The 22,123-nt window shown below is 38.9% G+C and carries 16 protein-coding genes, 21 tRNA genes and 1 rRNA gene; 33 read left to right on the top strand and 5 right to left on the bottom strand.

What is annotated here, in order from left to right; all coding sequences use genetic code 11:
* Positions 1–205: 205 nt before the first annotated feature.
* From rrf to AC4D4A_RS13255, 27 genes are all read left to right on the top strand, one after another.
* Positions 206–322 (top strand): 5S ribosomal RNA (gene rrf / locus AC4D4A_RS13125).
* 10 nt (positions 323–332) lie between these two features.
* A tRNA-Val gene (locus AC4D4A_RS13130) sits at positions 333–408 on the top strand.
* 96 nt (positions 409–504) lie between these two features.
* Positions 505–580: transfer RNA gene (locus AC4D4A_RS13135), tRNA-Thr, on the top strand.
* A 7-nt stretch (positions 581–587) separates the two neighbouring features.
* Positions 588–663, top strand: a tRNA-Lys gene (locus tag AC4D4A_RS13140).
* Between the two features lie 10 nt (positions 664–673).
* Positions 674–755, top strand: a tRNA-Leu gene (locus AC4D4A_RS13145).
* Between the two features lie 7 nt (positions 756–762).
* Positions 763–837 (top strand) — tRNA-Gly (locus tag AC4D4A_RS13150).
* 14 nt (positions 838–851) lie between these two features.
* Positions 852–937, top strand: a tRNA-Leu gene (locus AC4D4A_RS13155).
* 18 nt (positions 938–955) lie between these two features.
* Positions 956–1,032: transfer RNA gene (locus AC4D4A_RS13160), tRNA-Arg, on the top strand.
* Between the two features lie 6 nt (positions 1,033–1,038).
* Positions 1,039–1,115: transfer RNA gene (locus tag AC4D4A_RS13165), tRNA-Pro, on the top strand.
* Between the two features lie 12 nt (positions 1,116–1,127).
* Positions 1,128–1,203, top strand: a tRNA-Ala gene (locus AC4D4A_RS13170).
* 28 nt (positions 1,204–1,231) lie between these two features.
* Positions 1,232–1,308: transfer RNA gene (locus AC4D4A_RS13175), tRNA-Met, on the top strand.
* 4 nt (positions 1,309–1,312) lie between these two features.
* A tRNA-Ile gene (locus AC4D4A_RS13180) sits at positions 1,313–1,389 on the top strand.
* 8 nt (positions 1,390–1,397) lie between these two features.
* A tRNA-Ser gene (locus AC4D4A_RS13185) sits at positions 1,398–1,490 on the top strand.
* 47 nt (positions 1,491–1,537) lie between these two features.
* Positions 1,538–1,611, top strand: a tRNA-Met gene (locus AC4D4A_RS13190).
* Positions 1,612–1,616: 5 nt separating this feature from the next.
* Positions 1,617–1,693, top strand: a tRNA-Asp gene (locus AC4D4A_RS13195).
* A gap of 65 nt (positions 1,694–1,758) precedes the next feature.
* Positions 1,759–1,834 (top strand) — tRNA-Phe (locus AC4D4A_RS13200).
* A 21-nt stretch (positions 1,835–1,855) separates the two neighbouring features.
* Positions 1,856–1,931 (top strand) — tRNA-His (locus tag AC4D4A_RS13205).
* Positions 1,932–1,937: 6 nt separating this feature from the next.
* A tRNA-Gly gene (locus AC4D4A_RS13210) sits at positions 1,938–2,011 on the top strand.
* An 11-nt stretch (positions 2,012–2,022) separates the two neighbouring features.
* Positions 2,023–2,096, top strand: a tRNA-Ile gene (locus AC4D4A_RS13215).
* A gap of 11 nt (positions 2,097–2,107) precedes the next feature.
* Positions 2,108–2,182: transfer RNA gene (locus AC4D4A_RS13220), tRNA-Asn, on the top strand.
* A gap of 5 nt (positions 2,183–2,187) precedes the next feature.
* Positions 2,188–2,278: transfer RNA gene (locus AC4D4A_RS13225), tRNA-Ser, on the top strand.
* Positions 2,279–2,281: 3 nt separating this feature from the next.
* A tRNA-Glu gene (locus tag AC4D4A_RS13230) sits at positions 2,282–2,353 on the top strand.
* A gap of 1,098 nt (positions 2,354–3,451) precedes the next feature.
* Positions 3,452–5,431, top strand: coding sequence for a 1,4-alpha-glucan branching protein GlgB (gene glgB / locus AC4D4A_RS13235; protein WP_490996334.1), 1,980 nt, complete (start codon positions 3,452–3,454; stop codon positions 5,429–5,431).
* Positions 5,373–6,527: a glucose-1-phosphate adenylyltransferase gene (locus tag AC4D4A_RS13240; RefSeq protein ID WP_490996335.1), complete on the top strand. Its 1,155-nt coding sequence runs from the start codon at positions 5,373–5,375 to the stop codon at positions 6,525–6,527. Before glgB ends, AC4D4A_RS13240 begins: the two co-directional genes overlap by 59 nt.
* A gap of 22 nt (positions 6,528–6,549) precedes the next feature.
* Entirely contained in the window at positions 6,550–7,578 is a 1,029-nt protein-coding gene (locus AC4D4A_RS13245) for a GlgC family sugar phosphate nucleotidyltransferase (RefSeq protein WP_490996336.1), read from the top strand.
* Entirely contained in the window at positions 7,575–9,002 is a 1,428-nt protein-coding gene (gene glgA / locus AC4D4A_RS13250) for a glycogen synthase GlgA (RefSeq protein WP_490996337.1), read from the top strand. Before AC4D4A_RS13245 ends, glgA begins: the two co-directional genes overlap by 4 nt.
* 5 nt (positions 9,003–9,007) lie before the next feature.
* Entirely contained in the window at positions 9,008–11,419 is a 2,412-nt protein-coding gene (locus AC4D4A_RS13255) for a glycogen/starch/alpha-glucan phosphorylase (protein ID WP_490996338.1), read from the top strand.
* A gap of 226 nt (positions 11,420–11,645) precedes the next feature.
* On the opposite strand, the gene AC4D4A_RS13260 is transcribed toward AC4D4A_RS13255, so the two are convergent.
* Positions 11,646–12,395 carry a TraR/DksA C4-type zinc finger protein gene (locus AC4D4A_RS13260; RefSeq protein WP_490996339.1) on the bottom strand — a complete coding sequence of 250 codons (750 nt, stop codon included), beginning with the start codon at positions 12,393–12,395 and terminating at the stop codon, positions 11,646–11,648.
* Between the two features lie 136 nt (positions 12,396–12,531).
* Entirely contained in the window at positions 12,532–13,467 is a 936-nt protein-coding gene (locus tag AC4D4A_RS13265) for a 1,4-dihydroxy-2-naphthoate polyprenyltransferase (protein WP_490996340.1), read from the bottom strand.
* A gap of 473 nt (positions 13,468–13,940) precedes the next feature.
* Here AC4D4A_RS13265 and AC4D4A_RS13270 point away from each other — a divergent pair, with 473 nt between their 5' ends.
* The 6 genes from AC4D4A_RS13270 (at position 13,941) to AC4D4A_RS13295 (ending at position 20,558) form a co-directional block, all read left to right on the top strand.
* Entirely contained in the window at positions 13,941–15,350 is a 1,410-nt protein-coding gene (locus AC4D4A_RS13270; RefSeq protein WP_490996341.1) for an isochorismate synthase, read from the top strand.
* Positions 15,347–17,104, top strand: a complete 1,758-nt coding sequence (gene menD, locus AC4D4A_RS13275; protein ID WP_490996342.1) for a 2-succinyl-5-enolpyruvyl-6-hydroxy-3-cyclohexene-1-carboxylic-acid synthase — start codon at positions 15,347–15,349, stop codon at positions 17,102–17,104. Before AC4D4A_RS13270 ends, menD begins: the two co-directional genes overlap by 4 nt.
* Positions 17,094–17,918 carry a 2-succinyl-6-hydroxy-2,4-cyclohexadiene-1-carboxylate synthase gene (menH, locus tag AC4D4A_RS13280; RefSeq protein ID WP_490996343.1) on the top strand — a complete coding sequence of 275 codons (825 nt, stop codon included), beginning with the start codon at positions 17,094–17,096 and terminating at the stop codon, positions 17,916–17,918. The genes menD and menH overlap by 11 nt, the downstream gene beginning before the upstream one ends.
* 2 nt (positions 17,919–17,920) lie before the next feature.
* Positions 17,921–18,739, top strand: coding sequence for a 1,4-dihydroxy-2-naphthoyl-CoA synthase (gene menB, locus AC4D4A_RS13285; RefSeq protein WP_490996344.1), 819 nt, complete (start codon positions 17,921–17,923; stop codon positions 18,737–18,739).
* A gap of 159 nt (positions 18,740–18,898) precedes the next feature.
* A complete protein-coding gene (locus AC4D4A_RS13290) occupies positions 18,899–20,341 on the top strand; it encodes an o-succinylbenzoate--CoA ligase (protein WP_490996530.1) in 1,443 nt (480 codons plus the stop codon).
* Positions 20,342–20,426: 85 nt separating this feature from the next.
* The gene (locus AC4D4A_RS13295) at positions 20,427–20,558 is read left to right on the top strand and encodes a hypothetical protein (protein ID WP_257469186.1); all 132 of its coding nucleotides are present in this window, start codon (positions 20,427–20,429) and stop codon (positions 20,556–20,558) included.
* A gap of 37 nt (positions 20,559–20,595) precedes the next feature.
* On the opposite strand, the gene AC4D4A_RS13300 is transcribed toward AC4D4A_RS13295, so the two are convergent.
* From AC4D4A_RS13300 to AC4D4A_RS13310, 3 genes are all read right to left on the bottom strand, one after another.
* Entirely contained in the window at positions 20,596–20,796 is a 201-nt protein-coding gene (locus AC4D4A_RS13300; protein WP_490996345.1) for a hypothetical protein, read from the bottom strand.
* 17 nt (positions 20,797–20,813) lie between these two features.
* Positions 20,814–20,975 (bottom strand): DUF1540 domain-containing protein, encoded by a 162-nt coding sequence (locus AC4D4A_RS13305; protein WP_077248189.1) that lies wholly within the window; start codon positions 20,973–20,975, stop codon positions 20,814–20,816.
* 111 nt (positions 20,976–21,086) lie between these two features.
* The gene (locus tag AC4D4A_RS13310; protein WP_490996346.1) at positions 21,087–22,031 is read right to left on the bottom strand and encodes a metal ABC transporter solute-binding protein, Zn/Mn family; all 945 of its coding nucleotides are present in this window, start codon (positions 22,029–22,031) and stop codon (positions 21,087–21,089) included.
* Between the last annotated feature and the right edge of the window lie 92 nt (positions 22,032–22,123).

Genomic DNA, 22,123 nt, shown 5'->3' on the forward strand with positions numbered 1-22,123 from the left:
GTTGATAGGTCCGAGGTGGAAGTGTGGTGACACATGGAGCTGACGGATACTAATCGTTCGAGGACTTAACCAAATGATTCAAGCATACTTGCCAAACTTACATTATCCAGTTTTGAGAGAATGAAAAAAAGATAAAATTTCTTTAAAATTTCTCTTGAAAAATGTCAGAAATACGATATAATAATAAATGTCGCTGACAAAATCGTCTGGTGACGATGGCGAAGAGGCCACACCCGTTCCCATTCCGAACACGGAAGTTAAGCTCTTCAGCGCCGATGGTAGTTGGGACGCGAGTCCCTGTGAGAGTAGGACGTCGCCAGGCAATAACAAATGGAGGATTAGCTCAGCTGGGAGAGCATCTGCCTTACAAGCAGAGGGTCGGCGGTTCGATCCCGTCATCCTCCACCATTATAAATTTAAAATTACCAAAAAATACTTGGTGAAATTATAAAACACATAAGTTATAATAACTAAGTGTCTTAGAAAAGCATTTAAATCTATTAAGCCGGTGTAGCTCAATTGGTAGAGCAACTGACTTGTAATCAGTAGGTTGGGGGTTCAAGTCCTCTTGCCGGCACCATCAGTACGAGCCATTAGCTCAGTCGGTAGAGCATCTGACTTTTAATCAGAGGGTCGAAGGTTCGAGTCCTTCATGGCTCACCATTTATAAAATGCGGGTGTGGCGGAATTGGCAGACGCACCAGACTTAGGATCTGGCGCCTTACGGCGTGGGGGTTCAAGTCCCTTCACCCGCACTTATATGCGGAAGTAGTTCAGTGGTAGAACACCACCTTGCCAAGGTGGGGGTCGCGGGTTCGAATCCCGTCTTCCGCTCCAATGCCAAGTTATATGCCGGGGTGGCGGAATTGGCAGACGCACAGGACTTAAAATCCTGCGGTAGGTGACTACCGTGCCGGTTCGAGACCGGCCCTCGGCACTAGTTTTTTGCAAAAATGCGCCCGTAGCTCAATTGGATAGAGCGTTTGACTACGGATCAAAAGGTTAGGGGTTCGACTCCTCTCGGGCGCGCCATTATATCGGGAAGTAGCTCAGCTTGGTAGAGCACTTGGTTTGGGACCAAGGGGTCGCAGGTTCGAATCCTGTCTTCCCGACCATCTAAAACTTATGGGGCCTTAGCTCAGCTGGGAGAGCGCCTGCTTTGCACGCAGGAGGTCAGCGGTTCGATCCCGCTAGGCTCCACCATTATAAACTTTAATAGGATTCAATATTTGGCGGTGTAGCTCAGCTGGCTAGAGCGTACGGTTCATACCCGTAAGGTCGGGGGTTCGATCCCCTCCGCCGCTACCAAATAGGACCTTTAGCTCAGCTGGTTAGAGCAGACGGCTCATAACCGTCCGGTCGTAGGTTCGAGTCCTACAAGGTCCACCAATATATATGGAGGAATACCCAAGTCTGGCTGAAGGGACCGGTCTTGAAAACCGGGAGGCGGGTTAAACCGCGCGGGGGTTCGAATCCCTCTTCCTCCGCCATATATACCTTAAATACCTTGTAGTATATGGAAACAAATTATTATTGTCGCGGGGTGGAGCAGTCTGGTAGCTCGTCGGGCTCATAACCCGAAGGTCGCAGGTTCAAATCCTGTCCCCGCAATAAATGGTCCGGTAGTTCAGTTGGTTAGAATGCCTGCCTGTCACGCAGGAGGTCGCGGGTTCGAGTCCCGTCCGGACCGCCATTTATAAAATGTTAGCTCATCAGTAAGACATTGAGCAGCATCAGAGAAATAAAAAGATACAAAACGGCTCAGTAGCTCAGTCGGTAGAGCAAAGGACTGAAAATCCTTGTGTCGGCGGTTCGATTCCGTCCTGAGCCACCATAACTTAAAAAACAATGCACGGCGGTTGTGGCGAAGTGGTTAACGCATCGGATTGTGGTTCCGACATTCGTGGGTTCGATTCCCATCAGCCGCCCCATAGAGTGCGGGTGTAGTTTAGTGGTAAAACCTCAGCCTTCCAAGCTGATGATGAGGGTTCGATTCCCTTCACCCGCTCCAAATTTTACTTCGGGCCTATAGCTCAGCTGGTTAGAGCGCACGCCTGATAAGCGTGAGGTCGATGGTTCGAGTCCATTTAGGCCCATATACCATTATTCCGTAGTAGCTCAGTGGTAGAGCACTCGGCTGTTAACCGAGCGGTCGTAGGTTCGAATCCTACCTGCGGAGCCATATTTGGGGAAGTACTCAAGAGGCTGAAGAGGCGCCCCTGCTAAGGGTGTAGGTCGGGTAACCGGCGCGAGGGTTCAAATCCCTCCTTCTCCGCCATTTGGCCCCTTGGTCAAGCGGTTAAGACACCGCCCTTTCACGGCGGTAACACGGGTTCGAATCCCGTAGGGGTCATAAAAACCATGTACATCATGTACATGGTTTTTTTATATATCATTTTATTAAATGAAATCTTAATTATTAAAACATAGCTGCCAAAGAAGTTCTGTCCGTTAAATACATTGTCTCCTAAACGCCTTATAAGAAGGCAAAGATAAGATTCTAATGACAGTTAAAGTCTAAAATAGTGCGAGAATACAGCCGAACTGATTATCATGTATTTTTAAGAGGAATACCATGTAAAATTTCAAGATCTCTTTAGTAAGGATTATATCAACCCAATTGAAAATCCACTTCTACCTGTAATTTGAATATATGTGTGAGTCAATTCTTGAATTGTTTTCCCATTTGGGAATTAAGAAAAATTTCGCTATAAGCTATTGTCATTTTACTCTATACTAATGTTACTGTTCGAACCTCCACAAATATGCCTCACGATAAGCCCTCATTTGATTCATAAATCAACATAAGTAAGCAATTGAACGCTCGCATAGACATCTTCTTATAGTATTCTGACAGGGTACTATTTATTTAGGTCTTGCTTTAATTAGTAGATCCATGAGAAAATAAAAAGTAATTGTAAAGGTTTGTCTTTATATAAAAATTTCACGAATAATGTTCTCCTTTAAAGAATATAGTAATTCTTAAATCCTCAATCGATATAAAGAAGCCCTCAGAAGAATATACCCAACAAAATCATCCTTTCCTCGATTGTATATCCTAAAGTTCTATGGTGAACGACATATATATATGCCAAAGTATCTAAGTTCCCCTCTTGGTCTTGAATTATAAGAATATTTTGTATATTATAGATAAATAATATAATAAACAAATAATTTAATATCTTCTTACATAAAAGTAATAAACTCATTCATGAGTGGTGGAACCACTCCGTTCATATTTTTCCTATATAATAAAATATTTATAGTATTTAAGTTTCTATAGACTATATTATGGATATATTATACTGAAGCCTGTTAATTTATCTTACTAATTCCAAAAAGTAGTGGAATAGAGCTTTTTGTAGCTAAATTAACAATTTTTGCATTTGATTTAGTTACAGAATAAGTAGTTTAATTAGTATATTGAGAAAATTCTAGAAAGGGTGATAATATGCCTAATGCTATCCCAACAGATTATCAGGTTCATTTGTTTCATGAAGGCTCTCTTTATGATGCATATAAACTGTTCGGTTCCCATTTGATAAAGGTAAATGATGATATACATACAAGGTTTACAGTATATGCACCAAACGCCCGTCAGATACGCTTGGTGGGTTCTTTTAATAATTGGAACGGTAAAGGTTATGAGTTAAAAAGAGTTTCTGAACAGGGTATTTGGACGCTTCTGGTAGATAAAAACCTGGACGGACATATATATAAATATGAAATTGAAGCAGCATCTGGAGAAATAGCTCTAAAGAGTGATCCATATGCTTTTTATTCAGAAATAAGGCCTCATACTGCATCTGTCGTATATCCTTTAGATGATTCATATAAATGGAATGATGCGTCCTGGCTTAAGAAGAAATCAAAGAAACAACATGAAGAGAACCCCATGTTCATTTATGAAATTCATTCAGGAACATGGAGAAAACATATTCAGGAAGGGCAAGTGTCCATACCAAGCGATGAATGTAAGATTGAAGAATTTTATACATACCGTGACCTGGCCGATGAACTCATCCCCTATGTAGTTGATCAGGGCTTTACGCATATTGAGCTTATGCCACTAACTGAACATCCGTTCGACGGATCATGGGGCTATCAGAGTACAGGTTATTATTCACCAACAAGCCGATATGGCAGACCTGAAGACTTGAAATATTTTATCGATCAATGTCACCAGCATAACATAGGTGTATTGCTTGATTGGGTACCTGGTCACTATTGCAAAGATGCTCATGGGTTATTTATGTTTGATGGATCACCTGTTTATGAATACTCTGATCTCAAACATAGAGAGAATCCAGTATGGGGAACAGCAAATTTTGACCTGAGTAAACCAGAAGTTCATAGTTTTTTAATTTCCAACGCAAGATATTGGATGAAGTACTTTCACATAGATGGATTTAGAGTGGATGCTGTCGCAAATATCATTTATTGGCCCAATACATATAGTGGTGACGTTAATCCACATGCTATAGATTTTTTACAGAAACTTAACCGAGTTGTAAAAGAATCCGATCCTACAGTTCTTATGATGGCTGAAGACTCAACTGATTGGCCTAACGTAACTAAGCCGGCTAGTGAGGGAGGTTTAGGATTTACATATAAGTGGAATATGGGTTGGATGAACGATATTTTAGAGTACATGGAATCAGATCAGTATTCTCGGAAGGCTCTTCATAATAAAGTAACATTCTCCTTAATGTATGCTTATACGGAACGGTTTATTTTACCCTTGTCACATGATGAAGTGGTCCACGGTAAAAAATCTCTTCTTGATAAAATGCCAGGAAGCTACGAAGAAAAATTTTCTCAGTTGAAATTACTTATGGGATTTATGACAACCCACCCGGGGAAAAAATTATTATTCATGGGTGGAGAGCTGGGAATGTTCTCAGAATGGAAGGATAAAGAACAGGTTGATTGGCATCTACTAAATTATGATTCTCATCAAACATTAAATCATTTCTTTACAGATTTACTAAAGTTTTATAAACGGTCAAAGCCGTTATATGAGTTAGATGATTATCCTGAAGGATTTGAGTGGATTGATGTTCATAACACCGATCAGTCCATTTTCTCATTTATTCGTCGTGATCGAGAAGGAAATCCATTGATAATATTGTGTAATTTCAAAAATATATCTTATGAAGAATATAAAGTTGGAGTGCCTGATAAACAGGAGTACAAAGAGGTCATAAATAGTGATGCAATCCAATATGGTGGAAGCAATCATGTTAATAAAAAGAAAATCATCGCAGAAGAAGGTACTTTTCATGGGAGACCATATCACGTAAAGATAAAGGTACCTCCATTTGGAATTACTGTACTGCGTCCCATTAAAAAACGGAAGGAGTTAAATGAAAATGGCAAAGAAAAAAATAGTCGCAATGCTACTGGCGGGAGGACAAGGAACAAGGCTTGAGGCTTTGACAGCTGATGTTGCAAAACCGGCAGTCCCATTTGGTGGTAAATATAGAATTATAGATTTCACATTAAGTAACTGTACGAACTCTGGAATAGATACGGTAGGGGTATTAACGCAATACCAGCCATTATTGCTTAATTCCTATCTTTCTAACGGAAGTGCCTGGGATCTGGATTTAAAAGATGGCGGAGTTACTGTTTTACCTCCATATTCGGCTTCAAAGGAAATGAGATGGTATACAGGTACAGCAAGTGCGGTTTACCAAAACTTAAACTATATCGACCAATATGATCCGGATTATGTGATTGTTCTCTCAGGAGATCATATTTACAAAATGGATTATGATAAAATGCTGAGCTTCCATGAGGAAAGAGGAGCCGATGCGACTATCTCTGTTATTCCTGTACCTTGGGATGAAGCAAGCAGGTTTGGAATTATGAACACCAGAGAAGATTATTCTGTAATGGAATTTGAAGAGAAACCAAAAAATCCGAAAAATAATTTAGCCTCTATGGGTATCTATATATTTAATCGAAAAGTTCTAAAAGACTATTTAATTAAAGATGCTAAAAATGAAGATTCCACAAGGGATTTTGGTAAGGATATCATACCTTTATTATTAAATGATGATAAAAAGGTATATGCCTATCCATTTGAAGGATATTGGAAAGATGTTGGTACACTGAAAAGTTATTGGGAAGCTAATATGGATTTACTGGACGAAGAGTGTGAATTAAATCTTTATGACTATTCATGGCGCATTTATTCAGTTAATCCGAACAGACCGCCACAATATCTATCTAACAAAGCAGAGGTTAAAGAATCACTGATTAACGAAGGATGTATTGTTGAAGGTAAGGTGGAAAAGTCAGTCGTTTTCTATGGAGCACAGATTGGCAAAGACGCACATGTAAAAGATTCTGTAATCATGTCAGATGCCATTATCGGAAAGAACGTCTATATTGAAAAGGCTATTATTCCCCCAGGTGCTGTTATACCGGATAACCAGGTGATCAGACCTATTGATGATGAAGATGTTATATTGGTTAATCCAGAACTGTTAACAGAAGAGAATGTTATAAAATTATCTTGATATAGTGAAAGGCGTTGAAAATATGAGTAAATCACTATTGGGTATTATAGATGCCACGAATAGTTTTGAGTCCCTGGATATTTTAACAAAAAGTCGGAATGTTGCAGCATTACCAATAGCTGGTCGTTTCCGTTTAATAGATTTTATTCTTTCAAGCATGGTTAATTCAGGCATATCTAATGTAGCTGTTTATCCACAGGCACATTTCAGATCGTTAATGGACCATTTAGGAACAGGCAAGAATTGGGATTTGAATAGAAAAAGAGATGGACTATTCTTTCTTCCGGTGCCTCATACAGAAGATGTATCTGGTGAGGTTCACTCGTTTGATCACTTTGCTTATCATATGACCTATCTTGAAAGAAGTAAACAGGAGTATGTGATCGTTGCTAACAGTCAAACCGTTTGCAATATCGATTTTAATGCTGTTCTCAAATATCACATACAAAACAAATGTGATATTACGGAAATTAAAAAAGATAAAGAATCACTTGAAATGTTCATCCTTAAAAAAGAACTGCTTGTTAAATTAATTGATGAGCGGAAACAAACGGGTTACACAAGTTTAAAGGATGTTGTGGAAGATCATTATTCCGACTTCGCTATCTGTGTTTATCAGTATGAAGGTTATCTGGCGAATATCAATTCTATTAATGCCTATTTTCAATCAAGTATAGATCTCCTTAAAGAAGAGAATTGGAGTCAGTTATTCATGAAGGAACGTCCTATCTATACAAAAGTTAAGGATGAGCCACCTTCCAAGTATAGTGAGAAGTCTCATGTAAGCCAATCAATGGTTGCCAACGGTTCTTTCATAAAAGGTGAAGTAGAGCAGAGTATCATCTTCAGGGCCGTTAATATTGATGAAGGTACTTCTATTAAAAATTCCATAATCATGCAGAAAACAAAGATCGGTAAGAATTGCAAACTTGACTATGTAATTCTCGATAAGGATGTAGAAATTGCTGATGGAACAGTTCTGATTGGGTCTCCATTCCAACCAATTGTTATTCAAAAAGGTGTAAAACAAGGAGCGTTGATGAACTCGTGAATGTATTATTTGTAGTATCTGAATGTGTACCCTTTGCTAAATCTGGAGGGCTGGCTGACGTAGCCGGCTCTCTTCCGAAAGAATTAAAAAAGTTAGGTCATGAGGTAAGAGTGTTGCTTCCTAAGTATGGGACGATACCTACTCATTTTTTTAATTCAGCAAAAAAAATTGCCGAATTTGAGGTACAGTTAAGCTGGAGAAGACAGTATTGCGGTATTTTTGAAGCTGAATATGATGGTGTCATTTATTACTTTATGGATAATGAATATTATTTCCATAGACCAAAGCTTTATGAGCAATTTGACGATGGCGAACGTTTTGCTTATTTCTGTAAAGCGGCTGTTGAAGCACTTTATCATATTCCATTTTTACCGGATGTTATTCATACACATGATTGGCATACGGGAATGATTCCATTTTTATTAAAAACTCAGCACCAGAATACGAAACTAGCAAATATCAAAAATATATTTACAATTCATAACCTGCAATTTCAGGGTATTTATGGAAAAAGTTTTCTTGATGATGTACTGGGGATTCATGATGACTACTTTAACCAGCTGGAATTTGACGGAAACGTCAACTTTATGAAATCAGCACTGGTTTATGCGGATGCAATTACTACTGTCAGCCCTACATATAAAGAGGAGATTAAAACTGACTATTACGGTGAGCGTCTGAATGGATTGCTGCAGGTGAGGGACTCAGATTTATATGGGATTTTAAATGGTATCGACAATGACTTGTATAATCCTAAAAAAGATGCTGCGATTGCCAGTGAGTTTTCAGTCAATAATCTGAAAGGCAAGAAGGCGAATAAACGATATCTTCAGGAGTATTTCAATTTACCGGTCGATGATAGCAAGCCGCTGATTGCCGTTGTTTCACGTTTAACCTCTCAGAAAGGCTTTGATCTGGTTAGAGCTGTATTCCATGAGATTTTGCAGGAAGATATCCAAATGATCATGCTGGGTACAGGCGATCCGCAATTCGAGCACTTCTTTGGTTATACGTCCCAATGGTATCAGGATAAATTAAGAGTCCACATTGGTTTTAATGAAGATTTAGCCCATCAAATATATGCTGGAGCTGATTTGTTCCTTATGCCTTCTAAATTTGAACCTTGCGGGTTAAGCCAATTAATAGCAATGAGATATGGTACATTGCCGATTGTTAGGGAAACAGGTGGTCTGCGCGATACTGTACAGCCATATAATGAATTTACTGGCGAGGGCAATGGTTTTTCATTTACTAACTTTAATGCTCATGACATGCTTTATACAATACGTCGGGCATTATCTTTTTATCATAATCCATCTGAGTGGAAAAAGATTGTTAAGAATTCGATGAAGAAGGACTATAGCTGGGCACGTTCAGCAGCAGAGTATGAGGTTTTGTATAAAGATTTGATTGAGAGGATCTGATTTAGATGTTTGATAATAAAGAACTGTTTAAGGAAGCCTTTATATCTAAGCTTGAAATGTCTTATGGAAAAACATTTGCAGAATCGACTCCGCAGGAGCAATATCATACTTTAGGAATTATGATTCGTGAATATATAAGTAAGAATTGGATTAAAACCAATCAATTATATAGAGAAACGAAGACAAAGCAGGTCTACTATTTATCAATTGAATTTTTACTCGGTAGAATTATGGGGAGTAATGTCTTAAATCTTGGCATACAAAAAGTAGTGGAAGACGGGCTCGAGGATTTAGGGATTAGCTTTTCTGAACTGGAAACACTTGAGCCGGATTCTGCGCTCGGTAATGGTGGGTTAGGCCGATTAGCTGCTTGTTTCATGGATTCCATTGCTTCCTTGGAATTGCCTGGTCATGGATGTGGAATCCGCTATAAATATGGTTTATTTGAGCAAAAAATCATTGATGGCGTACAAGTTGAATATCCGGAACAATGGCTTCAAAATGGACATGTATGGGAGGTTCGAAAAGCCGATCAGGCAGTAATGGTACCTTTTTGGGGAGAAGTACAATCCTATACAGATTCTGATGGCCGTTTAGGTTTCCGTCATGTTGATACTGAGCCAATCATGGCTGTGCCTTATGATATACCGGTTGTTGGCTATCATAATGAAACGGTGAATACACTCAGATTGTGGAATGCTGAACCTGCCCCGGCTCCTTATCATCGAGATATTATGCGTTACAAGCGTGATACAGAATTGGTATCAGAATTTCTTTATCCGGATGATACAGAAGACAGCGGGAAAATTCTGCGTTTAAAACAACAGTATTTCCTTGTCTCAGCCAGTTTGCATACCATATTAAAGACATATCGCCAAAAGAATATTCCTATGAGCAAATTGCATGAATACGTATCAATACATATAAATGATACTCACCCTGTTCTGGCCATCCCGGAATTAATGAGGATCTTGTTAGATGAAGAAAAAATGTCATGGGATGAAGCATGGGAAGTAACCACCAAAACGATATCTTATACGAATCATACGACGCTTTCTGAGGCATTGGAAAAATGGCCAATTCGTTTATTCCAACCATTATTGCCGAGAATCTTTATGATTGTAAATGAGATTAACGAGCGGTTCTGTCAGCAACTATGGGAGCTTTATCCGGGTGATTGGCAAAGGATAGAGGATATGGCTATCATTGCTCATGATCAGGTTAAAATGGCCCACCTGGCTATTGCAGGCAGCCATAGTATAAACGGAGTAGCCCATCTGCATACTGAGATTCTCAAGAAGAGAGAAATGAACAATTTCTATCAGGTTTTTCCTGAAAAGTTTAATAATAAAACCAATGGTATTACTCATCGCAGATGGCTATTGAAATCCAATCCAGGACTTTCCCGTTTAATTTCGCAAGCAATCGGCGAAAAGTGGCAAATTGATCCGGTATATATGAAGGAATTGGAGCGGTTTAGTACGGATTCCTCCTTTTTAGAAGAGCTAATGAAAGTTAAAGCAGACAATAAGAAAATGCTGGCTAAGCGGATTAAAGAACAAAATGGTATAACTATTAATCCAGATAGTATTTTTGATGTGCAGGTCAAACGTTTGCACGCGTATAAACGCCAATTGTTAAATGTTCTTCACATTATGTATTTATACAATCGAATGAAGGAAGAACCAAATTTCAAGCCATATCCGCGTACCTTTATATTTGGAGCTAAGGCATCTCCGGGATACTACTATGCCAAAAAAATCATTAAATTGATTAACACCGTTGCGGATAAAGTAAATAATGATCCTGACACAAAAGATTATATAAAGGTCGTATTTCTCGAAAATTATCGGGTATCTCTGGCTGAAGAAATATTCCCTGCTGCTGAATTAAGTGAACAAATTTCGACTGCTAGTAAAGAAGCATCCGGAACAGGTAATATGAAATTTATGATGAATGGTGCTTTGACCATCGGTACAATGGATGGGGCTAATGTAGAAATCTTTGAGAGAGTCGGAGAAGACCATATCTTTACATTCGGATTATCGTCAGAGGAAGTTATGAATTACAACGCACATGGAGGTTATCACTCCTCAGAATATTATATGCTTGATCGAAGAATTCATCAGGCTGTAAACCAATTAATTAACGGATTCTTCCCGAATACATCTGGAATGTTTGATATGATCTATGATTCTCTGCTATTAGAAAATGATCAATATTTTGTATTAAGGGATTTTGGTTCCTATGCAAGTACACAGGAAAAAGTAGAGGCATCTTATCAAGACAAAAAGAAATGGAATTCATCAAGTGTAATAAATATTGCTAATTCAGGATTTTTCTCAAGCGACCGAACAATTCAGGAATATGCAACAGACATCTGGAATGTGAACCCTGTAAATCAAAGAAACAAATAAATTATGTAAAATAGATAAAGGCAACCTATATTCCATTGATTAAAGGAATATAGGTTGCCTTTTTACCTTGTGTAATGTTTTATGCAGAAGCTACTTTTTGTCATATGTAACTGTTATGAGCTATTAATTAGACTAATCATTAAGTGAAAAACAGCTCAATGAAATCTCTTTAAAGATTATAGTTATATATAGCAGCAGAGAAAAAAGGACAGCCAATAGGGCTGCCTTATTTATTCTTATTGTCCACATAACTATCTCTTTTTCGGTAAGGAATATCTCCTAAATTTGACTCCAGGTTTTCATCCTCCAGGCGTTCTTCATAATCGGTTTTTGCATCGCTTTGATATACTTTACGTTCTCCGTCCGGACCATTACCAACGAATGACTCAACTTCATCTGCGAAACCTTCATCCTCTGTTTGATCAGGATACAGATCTTCATATCCTTTTACATCTCTAACCATATCGGACGGAGTTTCAGAGGTTCCGTATTGAGCAGCCTCCTGATAGCTGTCTGTGTAGTCTTCTATTCGACGATCATACGTTCTTTGAAGGGAATCTGGCTTTGGTGGCTGAATGACATCTTCCTCAATTGGACGGTGATTGCTTAATTCCTGTTTTTTTGAATGCTCGATACAATAGAGGGTGGATGGAATGGCCTCTAGCCTTTCGTATGGAATATCCTTTCCGCACTCTTTACATACACCGTATGTGCCTTCTTCTATTGCAGACAGTGCTGCTTCTATTTCATTTAATTGCTCTTCTTCATGTAGTTCTAGAGCGACATCTTTTTCACGCTCAAATAATTCTGTACCGAGATCACCAGGGTGATTATCATAGGATGATAGTTCTCCGGATGCTTCACGCTCACTCAGGTCAAGCCGGCTGTTTCTTTTTGTATTTAATTTGCTTTGAAATTCTTCTTTTTGTTCTATTAATCTATCTGTTAGAGCTTGAAGTTGATCCTTACTTAGCATGCTACCACTTCCTTAACTGTAATTAGTAACTTGTATTGTTACATTTACCCCATCAAACGGTAGAAAAACATTTAAGAGAAATAGCAAGATTAGAGAGTAAAAAAATAAGCCTCTACTAAGAGGCTTATCAAAAGATTTAGAAGAAGAATCCAATATACATACCAAATGCAAATAAAAGACCATAGAATGTGTTCGTTTGGCCTGTTGCTTTCATGGCAGGCATCATTTCCGGTGGAGTGTCATTGGCAACAAATCCTTTCACGGCTTGTACCGCTTTTGGAATGCTCAATAGCACAAGTAATGTCCAAGGAGAAGTAATACCTGAGAACACAAGTACGAATGCCCATACATAGGAGAGAGCAAACATGGCTGCCAGTACGATAATGGCGTTTTTCTTGCCAATCAGGATTGCCAATGTTTTTCGGCCACCCTTTTTATCCCCGACTCTGTCGCGAATATTATTTGATAACAGAATAGCACCCACGGTCAAAAAGAATGGGACAGTTACGAGCCATACATCTAATGTCACATTTCCAGTTTGAATAAAATAAGAAATCAAGATAATCAGGCAGCCCATAAAGAAACCGGATGTAATCTCACCAAATGGGGTATAGGCTATTGGGAGCGGTCCACCAGTATATAAGTATCCCATTGACATTGATAATAATCCGATGAGTACCAACCACCAGCTGCTATTTGCGCATATATAAACACCAATCAGTGCTGATATGCCATACAGAACAAGTGCTATTGCAAGAATCGACTTTGGTGACAAACCTTCATGTACGATTCCACCACCGATCCCAATGGATTCCTCATTATCGAGTCCCTTTTTGAAATCATAATATTCATTAAATAGGTTCGTGGCAATTTGGATAAGCAGTGCGGCAGCCATCATAGCCACAAATAACCCGATATTCAGCGAAGGTATATGTTCATGCGCCAGCGCTGTTCCAACCAATACAGGTGTAAAACCAGCTGTTAATGTGTGTGGCCTGGTTAATTTCCACCATACCCGCCAACTTTTTCTGGGTAATCCTGTCTTCGCAGGAGTATGCGAGTGATCTTGCATTTTGTTAATCCCCTTTACGTTATAAGTTACTAGCGAATAGTGGTAAATCAATATGTTAAACTATTAGTATAAATTATAATATTTTAAGAGTTCTACTACTCATATCATTTCCACTATTATTACTATACTAAATCAGTGTAGGTAAATGTTATAGCAAGTGTCAATACATTTATCCTCTATAGTAGACCTATTAGAAAGTCATAATGGTTCAGGCTTTAAGAAAAAGATATTATAATAGTAAGGATCCGTATTAATAGGGAAAATAAGTTTGATGATTTGTTTATGGAATAAACTTCATTTTTGTGGATAGAAGATACCATACAGGGAGCAAACGGAATGGAATCGCTATCAAATGATGATGAGAATATATGCTTTAAAATGAAAATTAAGAAACTACAAAAATTGACAGCTTAATTTCTACAGGTGTATCTTTAAATAGGTTTATTGGAAATAGGAGCAACGGAGGGATTTGAATGGCAATAAAGCAAATGACAGATATTCAACAGGGATTGACTGAAGCCTTACATACAGTAAAAAGGATTGCTATGCCAATCTTATTCAGTCATGTTGAGGCCATTACCAATAAGAAACCGATCGATATCTATCAATCAAGTGAGTGTTTATATAAAGGTGAGCGATTTTACTGGAAAGATCCGGATAATGAATTGTATTTAGCCGGGATTGGAACAGCACGTAAGATACAATCTCTTACTAATGGAGAAAAACGTTTTAAGGATATTAAGGATAAATGGACTGCCCTAAAGGAGTCAGCTATTGTAAATGGGGTTAACTCTGGAAAAGGCACAGGACCTTTATGCTTTGGCGGTTTTTCCTTTAACTCTAAAAATACAGAGCCGGGTTCCACCTGGAGCCAATTTGGCAGTTATTTATTTTATATACCTAAGTTTTTAATTACAGAAACAAAGCACGGTTCATACTTAACTTCCTCTATTTATTTGACTCCTCATATGTCAGATAAAGAGGTACGCCAATTTATCGAAGATAGAGATGCTTTTTTGTCTATGTCTGATTCCGGCCAAAAAGAAATGCCAGCTATCTTAGAACAGCAAGAACATATTGTGGAAGAGTGGAAACAGGCTATATTAAAATCTGTCGATGATATCCAAAACGGACAGATGGAGAAAATCGTCCTGGCCCGTGAATTAAGTTTGCAATTTGAAGATGAAGTTCCATCTTATAAAGTACTTGAAAATTTAATGGTTCAGCAAAACGGAAGCTTTATTTTTGGGCTAGAGTCCGGAGATGATTGTTTTATAGGTGCATCTCCGGAAAGGCTGATAAAAAAAGAGGGGGCCGCTGTATTTTCTGCTTGTTTGGCAGGATCAACGCCAAGAAATGAAGATGATGAAATTGATTCAGCCTTAGGAAATGAATTATTAAATGATGATAAAAATCGATCCGAGCATCAGTTTGTAGTCAATATGATTAAAAAGGCGATGGAAGAGCATTGCATCGAGATTAATATTCCTGATGCTCCCGTATTAATGAAGCTGAAAAATATACAACATCTTTATACACCGGTAAATTGTGTGAGTCTGCCTGGCACTTCTGTTTTGGACTTTGTGGAATTGCTTCATCCAACACCTGCTTTGGGAGGTTCACCAAGAAATATTGCTATGGAGAAAATAGAAAAATATGAAGGTATGGATAGAGGATTTTATGCTGCTCCAATAGGATGGATGGATCTATACGGAAATGGTGATTTTTCTGTAGGAATCCGCTCAGGTTTATTAAAGAAGGATAAAGCATCTCTATATGCGGGCTGTGGGATTGTAGAAAAATCAAATCCTGAAAGTGAATATATGGAGACAAAAGTGAAATTTAAACCCATGCTTTCAGCTTTGGAGGGAAGGAATATATGAATCACCAAGAAGAGCTAACTGCTTTTATAGCATCCTTTGTAGATGAACTAGCCCGAGCGGAAGTGAATGATGTTGTCATTAGTCCAGGATCCAGATCTACACCACTCGCCTATTGTATGGCTGAACATCCGGATATGAATGTTCATATTAATATCGATGAAAGATCGGCCGCCTTTTTTGCACTTGGGATGGCTAAGGAAAAGAGAAAGCCTGTCGCTTTATTATGTACATCAGGTACAGCGGCTGCCAACTACTTTCCCGCTATCGTGGAGGCCTATTATTCAAGAGTGCCATTAATTGTTCTTACTGCTGACCGTCCGCATGAATTAAGAGATGTTGGAGCACCACAGGCCATCGATCAAATAAACCTTTATGGGAAGCATGTGAAATGGTTTGTAGAAATGTCTCTGCCTGATTCCGGAGAAATGATGCTCCAGTATGCACGCACTGTAGCGAGCAGAGCCATCAGTAATTCAATCCTAGAGCCTGCCGGACCTGTTCATGTTAATTTCCCTTTACGAGAGCCACTCATTCCAATTTTAAGCGAAATGGAAAAGTGGATTCGCAGGACGGACCATTCAAATGCGTGTATCGATATTGCACATGGACACCGTAAGCTGGCTGATTCTCAGTTGAATACATATCTTCGTTTAATTGAGGAAAGCGAAAAAGGAATTATTATTTGTGGTCCTATTGATCAACCTGATTTTAAAGAAGCTGTTTTGAATTTCGCTGAAGAAACGGGATATCCGATTCTTGCTGATCCTTTATCGCAATTAAGGGCAGGTGGAAATCAGCACGTAATTGAAACATATGATACTTTTCTTAAGGAAGAAGCAATTCACGGGAACATTACACCAGATTTAATTATTCGGTTTGGTGCAATGCCAGTGTCTAAACCAGTATTGCAATTTGTGAAAAAGTGTAAACAGACAAATCATATTGTAATAGATGGGGGCAGCGGCTGGAGAGAGCCAGCGGGAGTAAGTACCCATATGGTGTATTGTGATGAAGCGGCTTTCTGTCACTCGGTTAAAGAAAGTCTTACTATACATGAAAATACAGAAAGAAGAGCTTGGCTTTCTCTTTGGCAAGGAATGAATGAAGTGGCGAAACAAGGGCTGCTGACTATACAGGATGAAACAGGGATGCAGGAAGGTAAATTATTTTCTCTATTGGAAAGTTTACTTCCGGAAAAAGCTAACTTAGTAGTTGGCAATAGCATGCCTATTCGAAACGTAGATTCATTTTTCTTTCAAACAACTAAGCAGATTAGGATATTGGCAAACAGGGGAGCTAACGGGATAGATGGCCTTATCTCAACTGCTGCAGGAATCAGCGCTTCCTCTGAAATACCAACTGTACTGGCACTTGGAGACCTCAGCTTATTTCATGACATGAATGGTTTCCTGGCAGCTAAAATGTATCAATTAAAGCTTCTGGTTCTGGTCGTGAATAATGATGGCGGTGGAATCTTTTCTTACCTGCCTCAGTCTGCTGAAGAAAAACATTTTGAAGAGCTTTTTGGTACGCCTCATGGCTTACACTTTAATCATACAGCTGCTTTGTATGGAGCAAACTATAAAAAGCCGGAAACTTGGGAAGAAGTGACTGATTCCATTCAGGACTGGGTAGCCAATCCGGATTTCCGTATTGTTGAAGTTTGTACAAGCCGTTCCTATGATGTGAAAAGATACAGGGAAGTCGTTCAGCATGTTTCCCGGGAAATAAGAATGATGAATGATGGCGAATAAGCACATGTTGTCCATTAATGGAGTAACGTATCATGTGCAGTTGGAAGGAGCAGGGCAGCCTGTGCTCCTTTTGCACGGATTCACGGGATCCATGAAGACTTGGGATACATTTATTCAGGATTACAAGCATTGTTTTCAATTTATCAGTTTGGATTTATTAGGACATGGTCTGACAGAAGCGCCTATAAATCCAGAGAGATATAAAATGCAAAAGGCTGCTAAAGATATTAAGGATATTTTAATCACTTTAAATATCGAAAGTGTGCATATTCTTGGTTATTCAATGGGAGGCAGACTGGCATTGGGGTTTGCTGTTCTATACCCTGAATTTGTGCAGACTCTCATTTTAGAAAGTTCATCACCAGGTCTCGAGAGTGAAGAAGAACGGTTATCCAGGGCTCATAGTGATGCACAATTGGCAGAACGTATCAAAGAATATGGGATAGAAAGATTTATAGATGAGTGGGAGAAGATTCCGTTATTTGCTTCACAAGAAAGACTGTCAAATGCTAAGAAAGCAGAAATTAGACAGGAGAGAGTATCTCATACCAGTATTGGCTTGCGAAATAGTTTGTTGGGAATGGGTACAGGCTCCCAGCCATCATTTTGGAGTGAATTAAAAGAGCTGGCTTTTCCCGTTTTATTACTAGCGGGAGCAAGGGATAAAAAGTTCGTTCAATTGGCCTTGAAAATGCAGAATTGCCTTAATATATGCCAATTTGAAACAATAAATGACACTGGCCATGCAATACACGTGGAAGAACCCAAAATATTTGGTAGAATAGTAAGTGAGTTTATTAGAGGGAGGAATTAGAAATGGCTTTTGATTGGGTAACCATTCGTACATATGAAGATATTTTATATGAAAGATATAACGGCATTGCTAAAATTACCATCAACCGTCCAGAGGTACGCAATGCATTTCGTCCAAAAACAGTAATGGAATTGATTGATGCTTTTTCCCGTGCCAGAGATGATAAAGAAATAGGTGCTATTATTTTAACAGGCGCAGGTGACATGGCATTCTGTTCTGGCGGTGACCAAAAGGTTCGCGGTCATGGCGGATATGTGGGTGAAGACGAAATTCCGCGTTTGAATGTTCTTGACCTTCAACGCTTGATCCGTGTTATTCCAAAGCCAGTTGTGGCGATGGTAGCAGGCTATGCTATTGGCGGAGGCCATGTTCTGCATGTTGTATGTGATTTAACAATTGCTGCTGAAAATGCTTGTTTTGGCCAAACAGGTCCTAAGGTTGGAAGCTTTGATGCAGGTTATGGTGCAGGATATTTAGCTCGAATCGTAGGCCATAAGAAAGCAAAAGAAATTTGGTTCTTATGCCGTCAATACGATGCGCAGGAAGCACTTGATATGGGCTTGGTAAACAAAGTGGTGCCACTGGAGCAGCTTGAAAAAGAAACGGTGCAATGGTGCGAGGAAATGCTCGAAAAGAGCCCAACTGCCCTTCGTTTCCTAAAAGCAGCTTTCAATGCGGATACAGATGGATTGGCTGGACTTCAGCAACTGGCAGGCGATGCAACATTGCTTTATTATACAACAGACGAAGCCAAAGAAGGCCGCGATGCATTTAAAGAGAAACGTAATCCGGACTTCGACCAATTCCCGCGATTCCCTTAATGGAGAACGAAAAACAGCTTGACGACTACCGTCAGGCTGTTTTTATGTACATGTAAGTATCAGTTAGAGTGATTAGGTTAATTTGTATTTGTACTTAAAAACGCTTTGTTGGTCAGATAGATCACGAAGGCGTTCAGAGGGAAGGTTGAAAAGATGTTGATGCATGATACGGTTGTTCCGCAGTTTTTGATTCAACGGGCATATGTGACTCCGGAGCGTACGGCTCTTTCTTTTGAGGGAGAGAAATGGACATTTAGAGAGTTATATGAAATGGCCCATTTATACGCTGGAAAATTGACGGAGTTGGGTGTTGTGGAAGGTCAGGTAATTGGAATTAACATGAAGAATCGGCCGGAGATGGTCTTTATTATACATGCTCTTCTTTTGATTGGCGCCAAGATTGTCCTATTGAATATTCGTTTAACAGATCGGGAGAAAGAGTGGCAGGTAGAAGATGCTCAGGCGAATTTTCTCATATCAGAGAACGAAATGTTAATGGATATTCCTGTGCTCAGGCTGGATCAATTACAGAAGGCTAAGGGTATTTCGTTTGAAGAAAAGAAGAACATATCGTTAAATCAAACGGCAACCATTATGTACACATCAGGTACGACTGGTAAGCCTAAGGCCGTTCAGCAAACGATCGGAAACCATTATTGGAGTGCGATTGGATCTGCTTTAAATTTAGGGTTGCGCGATGATGATAAATGGCTATGTTTTATGCCACTATTCCATATAAGTGGCTTATCTATCCTTTTAAGATCAGTTATTTATGGGATAGAGACTGTTCTGCAAAGAGGATTTGACCCTACGCATGCAAATGAAGCTATTTGGAAAGAGAAGGTGACAATCTGCTCGGTTGTGACGAATACATTGACAAGAATGCTTGAAGATTTAGGAGAAAGGACATACCCTGAGCAATTTCGCTGTATGCTGTTAGGGGGTGGATCAGCTCCTATGGCGTTGTTGAAAAAGGCTGCGGGTAAAAACACACCTGTCTTTCAAACATATGGTATGACAGAAACATGCTCTCAAATCGTCACACTGGCTCCTGAAGATGCAATGCGAAAACTGGGCTCTGCCGGTAAGCCATTATTACCATGTGAGATAAAAATTATTGTGGATGGAAGGATGGCTGCAGGCGGTGTACCGGGAGAGATTGCGGTAAAAGGCCCAAATGTAACTCCAGGGTATCTTCATGGAAGGGCACCGGAATCTTTCCATGATGGCTGGTTTTATACGGGTGATATCGGTTATATCGACGAGGAAGGGTATTTGTTTGTCATTGATAGACGTTCTGATTTAATTATATCTGGTGGAGAAAATATTTATCCAGCAGAAATAGAATCCGTTTTGATCGAACATCCTTTTGTAAAAGAAGCGGGAGTGATTGGCATTAATGATGATGAGTGGGGATCCGTTCCCGCTGCCGTAATAGTCCCCCATCCGGGAAGCCATTTACAACAATCAGAGATTATCGAATTTTGTGAATCCAGGCTGGCACGATATAAAATACCTAAAAAAGTAGTAATGGGTAAGGAATTACCCCGTAATGCTTCAAACAAAATAGTGAGAAGAGAGTTAATTAATTTTTTTAGTTAATTCTGAATATTGGGTGTTGGACTTATTCAATTCAGCTATCAAATCCTGTATAATGGAAAAAAAGACATAAGAAGGCGGGGAAGAAATGGCTCGTTCGAAAAAACAATACTTGATTGCTGAGATCTTGTTGCGTCGCGGACTCCCATTATCAGTTATAACCGCAATTACAAATGTGGCAGAAAAAGAAGTTGTCGAATTAGTAAAGAAAAGTTACTAAGGGAAAAGCGCCTGGGTCACAGGGCGCTTTTCTTTATTTAATTTATTTCTTCTTCCAGTAAGCCTAACTCCAATCCCCGTTTGGCTATAAGCTGGTCTACTTCCTCTGGTAATTCATCAAGGGATCCGAACTCAGTATTCCAATAATTTGTAAAAGAGTCCACGCATATAGGAAATGTTAAGGAATTGGCATTTTGTAACTCCTGGTTAAAACTTCTGAGTATGTGATTAATATCCATTTATGACAGCCTTTCGTTTATAAAAAGTCAGCTGGGCGAAAGGTTTTGCATCCAGTATCGCCACTTTTATAAGCACGTTCCTCTGAATACATATTTACTTGAATTTTTTCTGCTGCACATTTATTCCCTTGTTTCCAAAAGTGGCAGGAATTCACAGAGCATTTAACGCCATTTGGCATAAAAATCTCTCCTTTCTCTTGATAGAATGCATCTTTTCATCTCTTTTATGTGAAGTAAATACAGGAAGAGAAAAAAGCCCGAATCCAAAAGAATTCGAGCTTTTTACGTAATTAATCATTTAAGGCTTTTTGCAGTGAAGCCAGATTATCCTTCGCAATTGAAAAATAATCGCGTTCTGAATCAATGTCATCCTGAGTCAGGATAGATAGATTATGAATAGGTAATGCTGTTAAATTAGCCTCTTTTTTAATAATATCGGTTAATTTACTATTTATATTCTGTTCAACTAAAATATATTTAAGTTGATGTTCCTTGGCAGTATCCACTAATTTTTCAAGGGATTTTTGAGTAGGCTCTTCGGATGTAGATATACCGGAGACACTTATTTGTTCTACATCATAACGTTCTTCCCAGTATCCAAATGCAGCATGAGAAACAAGGAATTCATCATGAGCTGCTTCGCTGAATACCTTTGTATATTCTGTATTCAACTCATCGAACTTTTTAGCCAGTGTTTCGTAATTTTCCTCGAAGACACTTTTTTGTTCAGGCATCTTCTCAATCAGTGTATCTTTAATATGTTCAGCCATTTCCTTTGCATATAGTGGATCTATCCATAAATGCGGATCGACTGAACCGTGATTATGGCCATCGTCTTCGTGTTCATGATCTTCATGTCCATGAGCATCAAGATTTACTTTTTCACCAATAGCTATCATTTCCACATTTTCGTTTCCCAATGTTTTGGTAACGTTATTTACAAAGCCTTCTAAATTGTATCCAACATAATAAAATAAATCAGACTCTGCAATATTAATAATATCCTTTTGTGTTGGTTCAAATGTATGTTCATCTACACCTGCCGGATAGATAGAAGATACATTTACATGTTCTCCACCTATTTGCTCAGCCATATACTGTAATGGATAAACAGTTGTATAAATTGAAAGCTGGTTTTCATTTGGAGTATTAGCCCTGCTATTATCGCTGTTGCATCCGGTAAGAAAAATAGATGCACTAAGTATGAGTGCGAATATCAATGATAATTTTTTCAAAGTAGTATCCTCCTGTTAATCGTATTCATTACGATTTATTGAGTAAAAATATAAATCGAAAAGATTACGATTTGCATATCTAGTATGATACA

The sequence above is a fragment of the Pradoshia sp. Z5_111 genome (genome assembly GCF_058267535.1).

Coding starts and splice junctions, on each gene's coding strand:
- glgB (WP_490996334.1), top strand. CDS start 3,452: ATGCCTAATGCTATCCCAACAGATTATCAGGTTCATTTGTTTCATGAA.
- AC4D4A_RS13240 (WP_490996335.1), top strand. CDS start 5,373: ATGGCAAAGAAAAAAATAGTCGCAATGCTACTGGCGGGAGGACAAGGA.
- AC4D4A_RS13245 (WP_490996336.1), top strand. CDS start 6,550: ATGAGTAAATCACTATTGGGTATTATAGATGCCACGAATAGTTTTGAG.
- AC4D4A_RS13255 (WP_490996338.1), top strand. CDS start 9,008: ATGTTTGATAATAAAGAACTGTTTAAGGAAGCCTTTATATCTAAGCTT.
- AC4D4A_RS13260 (WP_490996339.1), bottom strand. CDS start 12,395: ATGCTAAGTAAGGATCAACTTCAAGCTCTAACAGATAGATTAATAGAA.
- AC4D4A_RS13265 (WP_490996340.1), bottom strand. CDS start 13,467: ATGCAAGATCACTCGCATACTCCTGCGAAGACAGGATTACCCAGAAAA.
- AC4D4A_RS13270 (WP_490996341.1), top strand. CDS start 13,941: ATGGCAATAAAGCAAATGACAGATATTCAACAGGGATTGACTGAAGCC.
- menD (WP_490996342.1), top strand. CDS start 15,347: ATGAATCACCAAGAAGAGCTAACTGCTTTTATAGCATCCTTTGTAGAT.
- menH (WP_490996343.1), top strand. CDS start 17,094: ATGGCGAATAAGCACATGTTGTCCATTAATGGAGTAACGTATCATGTG.
- menB (WP_490996344.1), top strand. CDS start 17,921: ATGGCTTTTGATTGGGTAACCATTCGTACATATGAAGATATTTTATAT.
- AC4D4A_RS13290 (WP_490996530.1), top strand. CDS start 18,899: ATGCATGATACGGTTGTTCCGCAGTTTTTGATTCAACGGGCATATGTG.
- AC4D4A_RS13295 (WP_257469186.1), top strand. CDS start 20,427: ATGGCTCGTTCGAAAAAACAATACTTGATTGCTGAGATCTTGTTGCGT.
- AC4D4A_RS13300 (WP_490996345.1), bottom strand. CDS start 20,796: ATGGATATTAATCACATACTCAGAAGTTTTAACCAGGAGTTACAAAAT.
- AC4D4A_RS13305 (WP_077248189.1), bottom strand. CDS start 20,975: ATGCCAAATGGCGTTAAATGCTCTGTGAATTCCTGCCACTTTTGGAAA.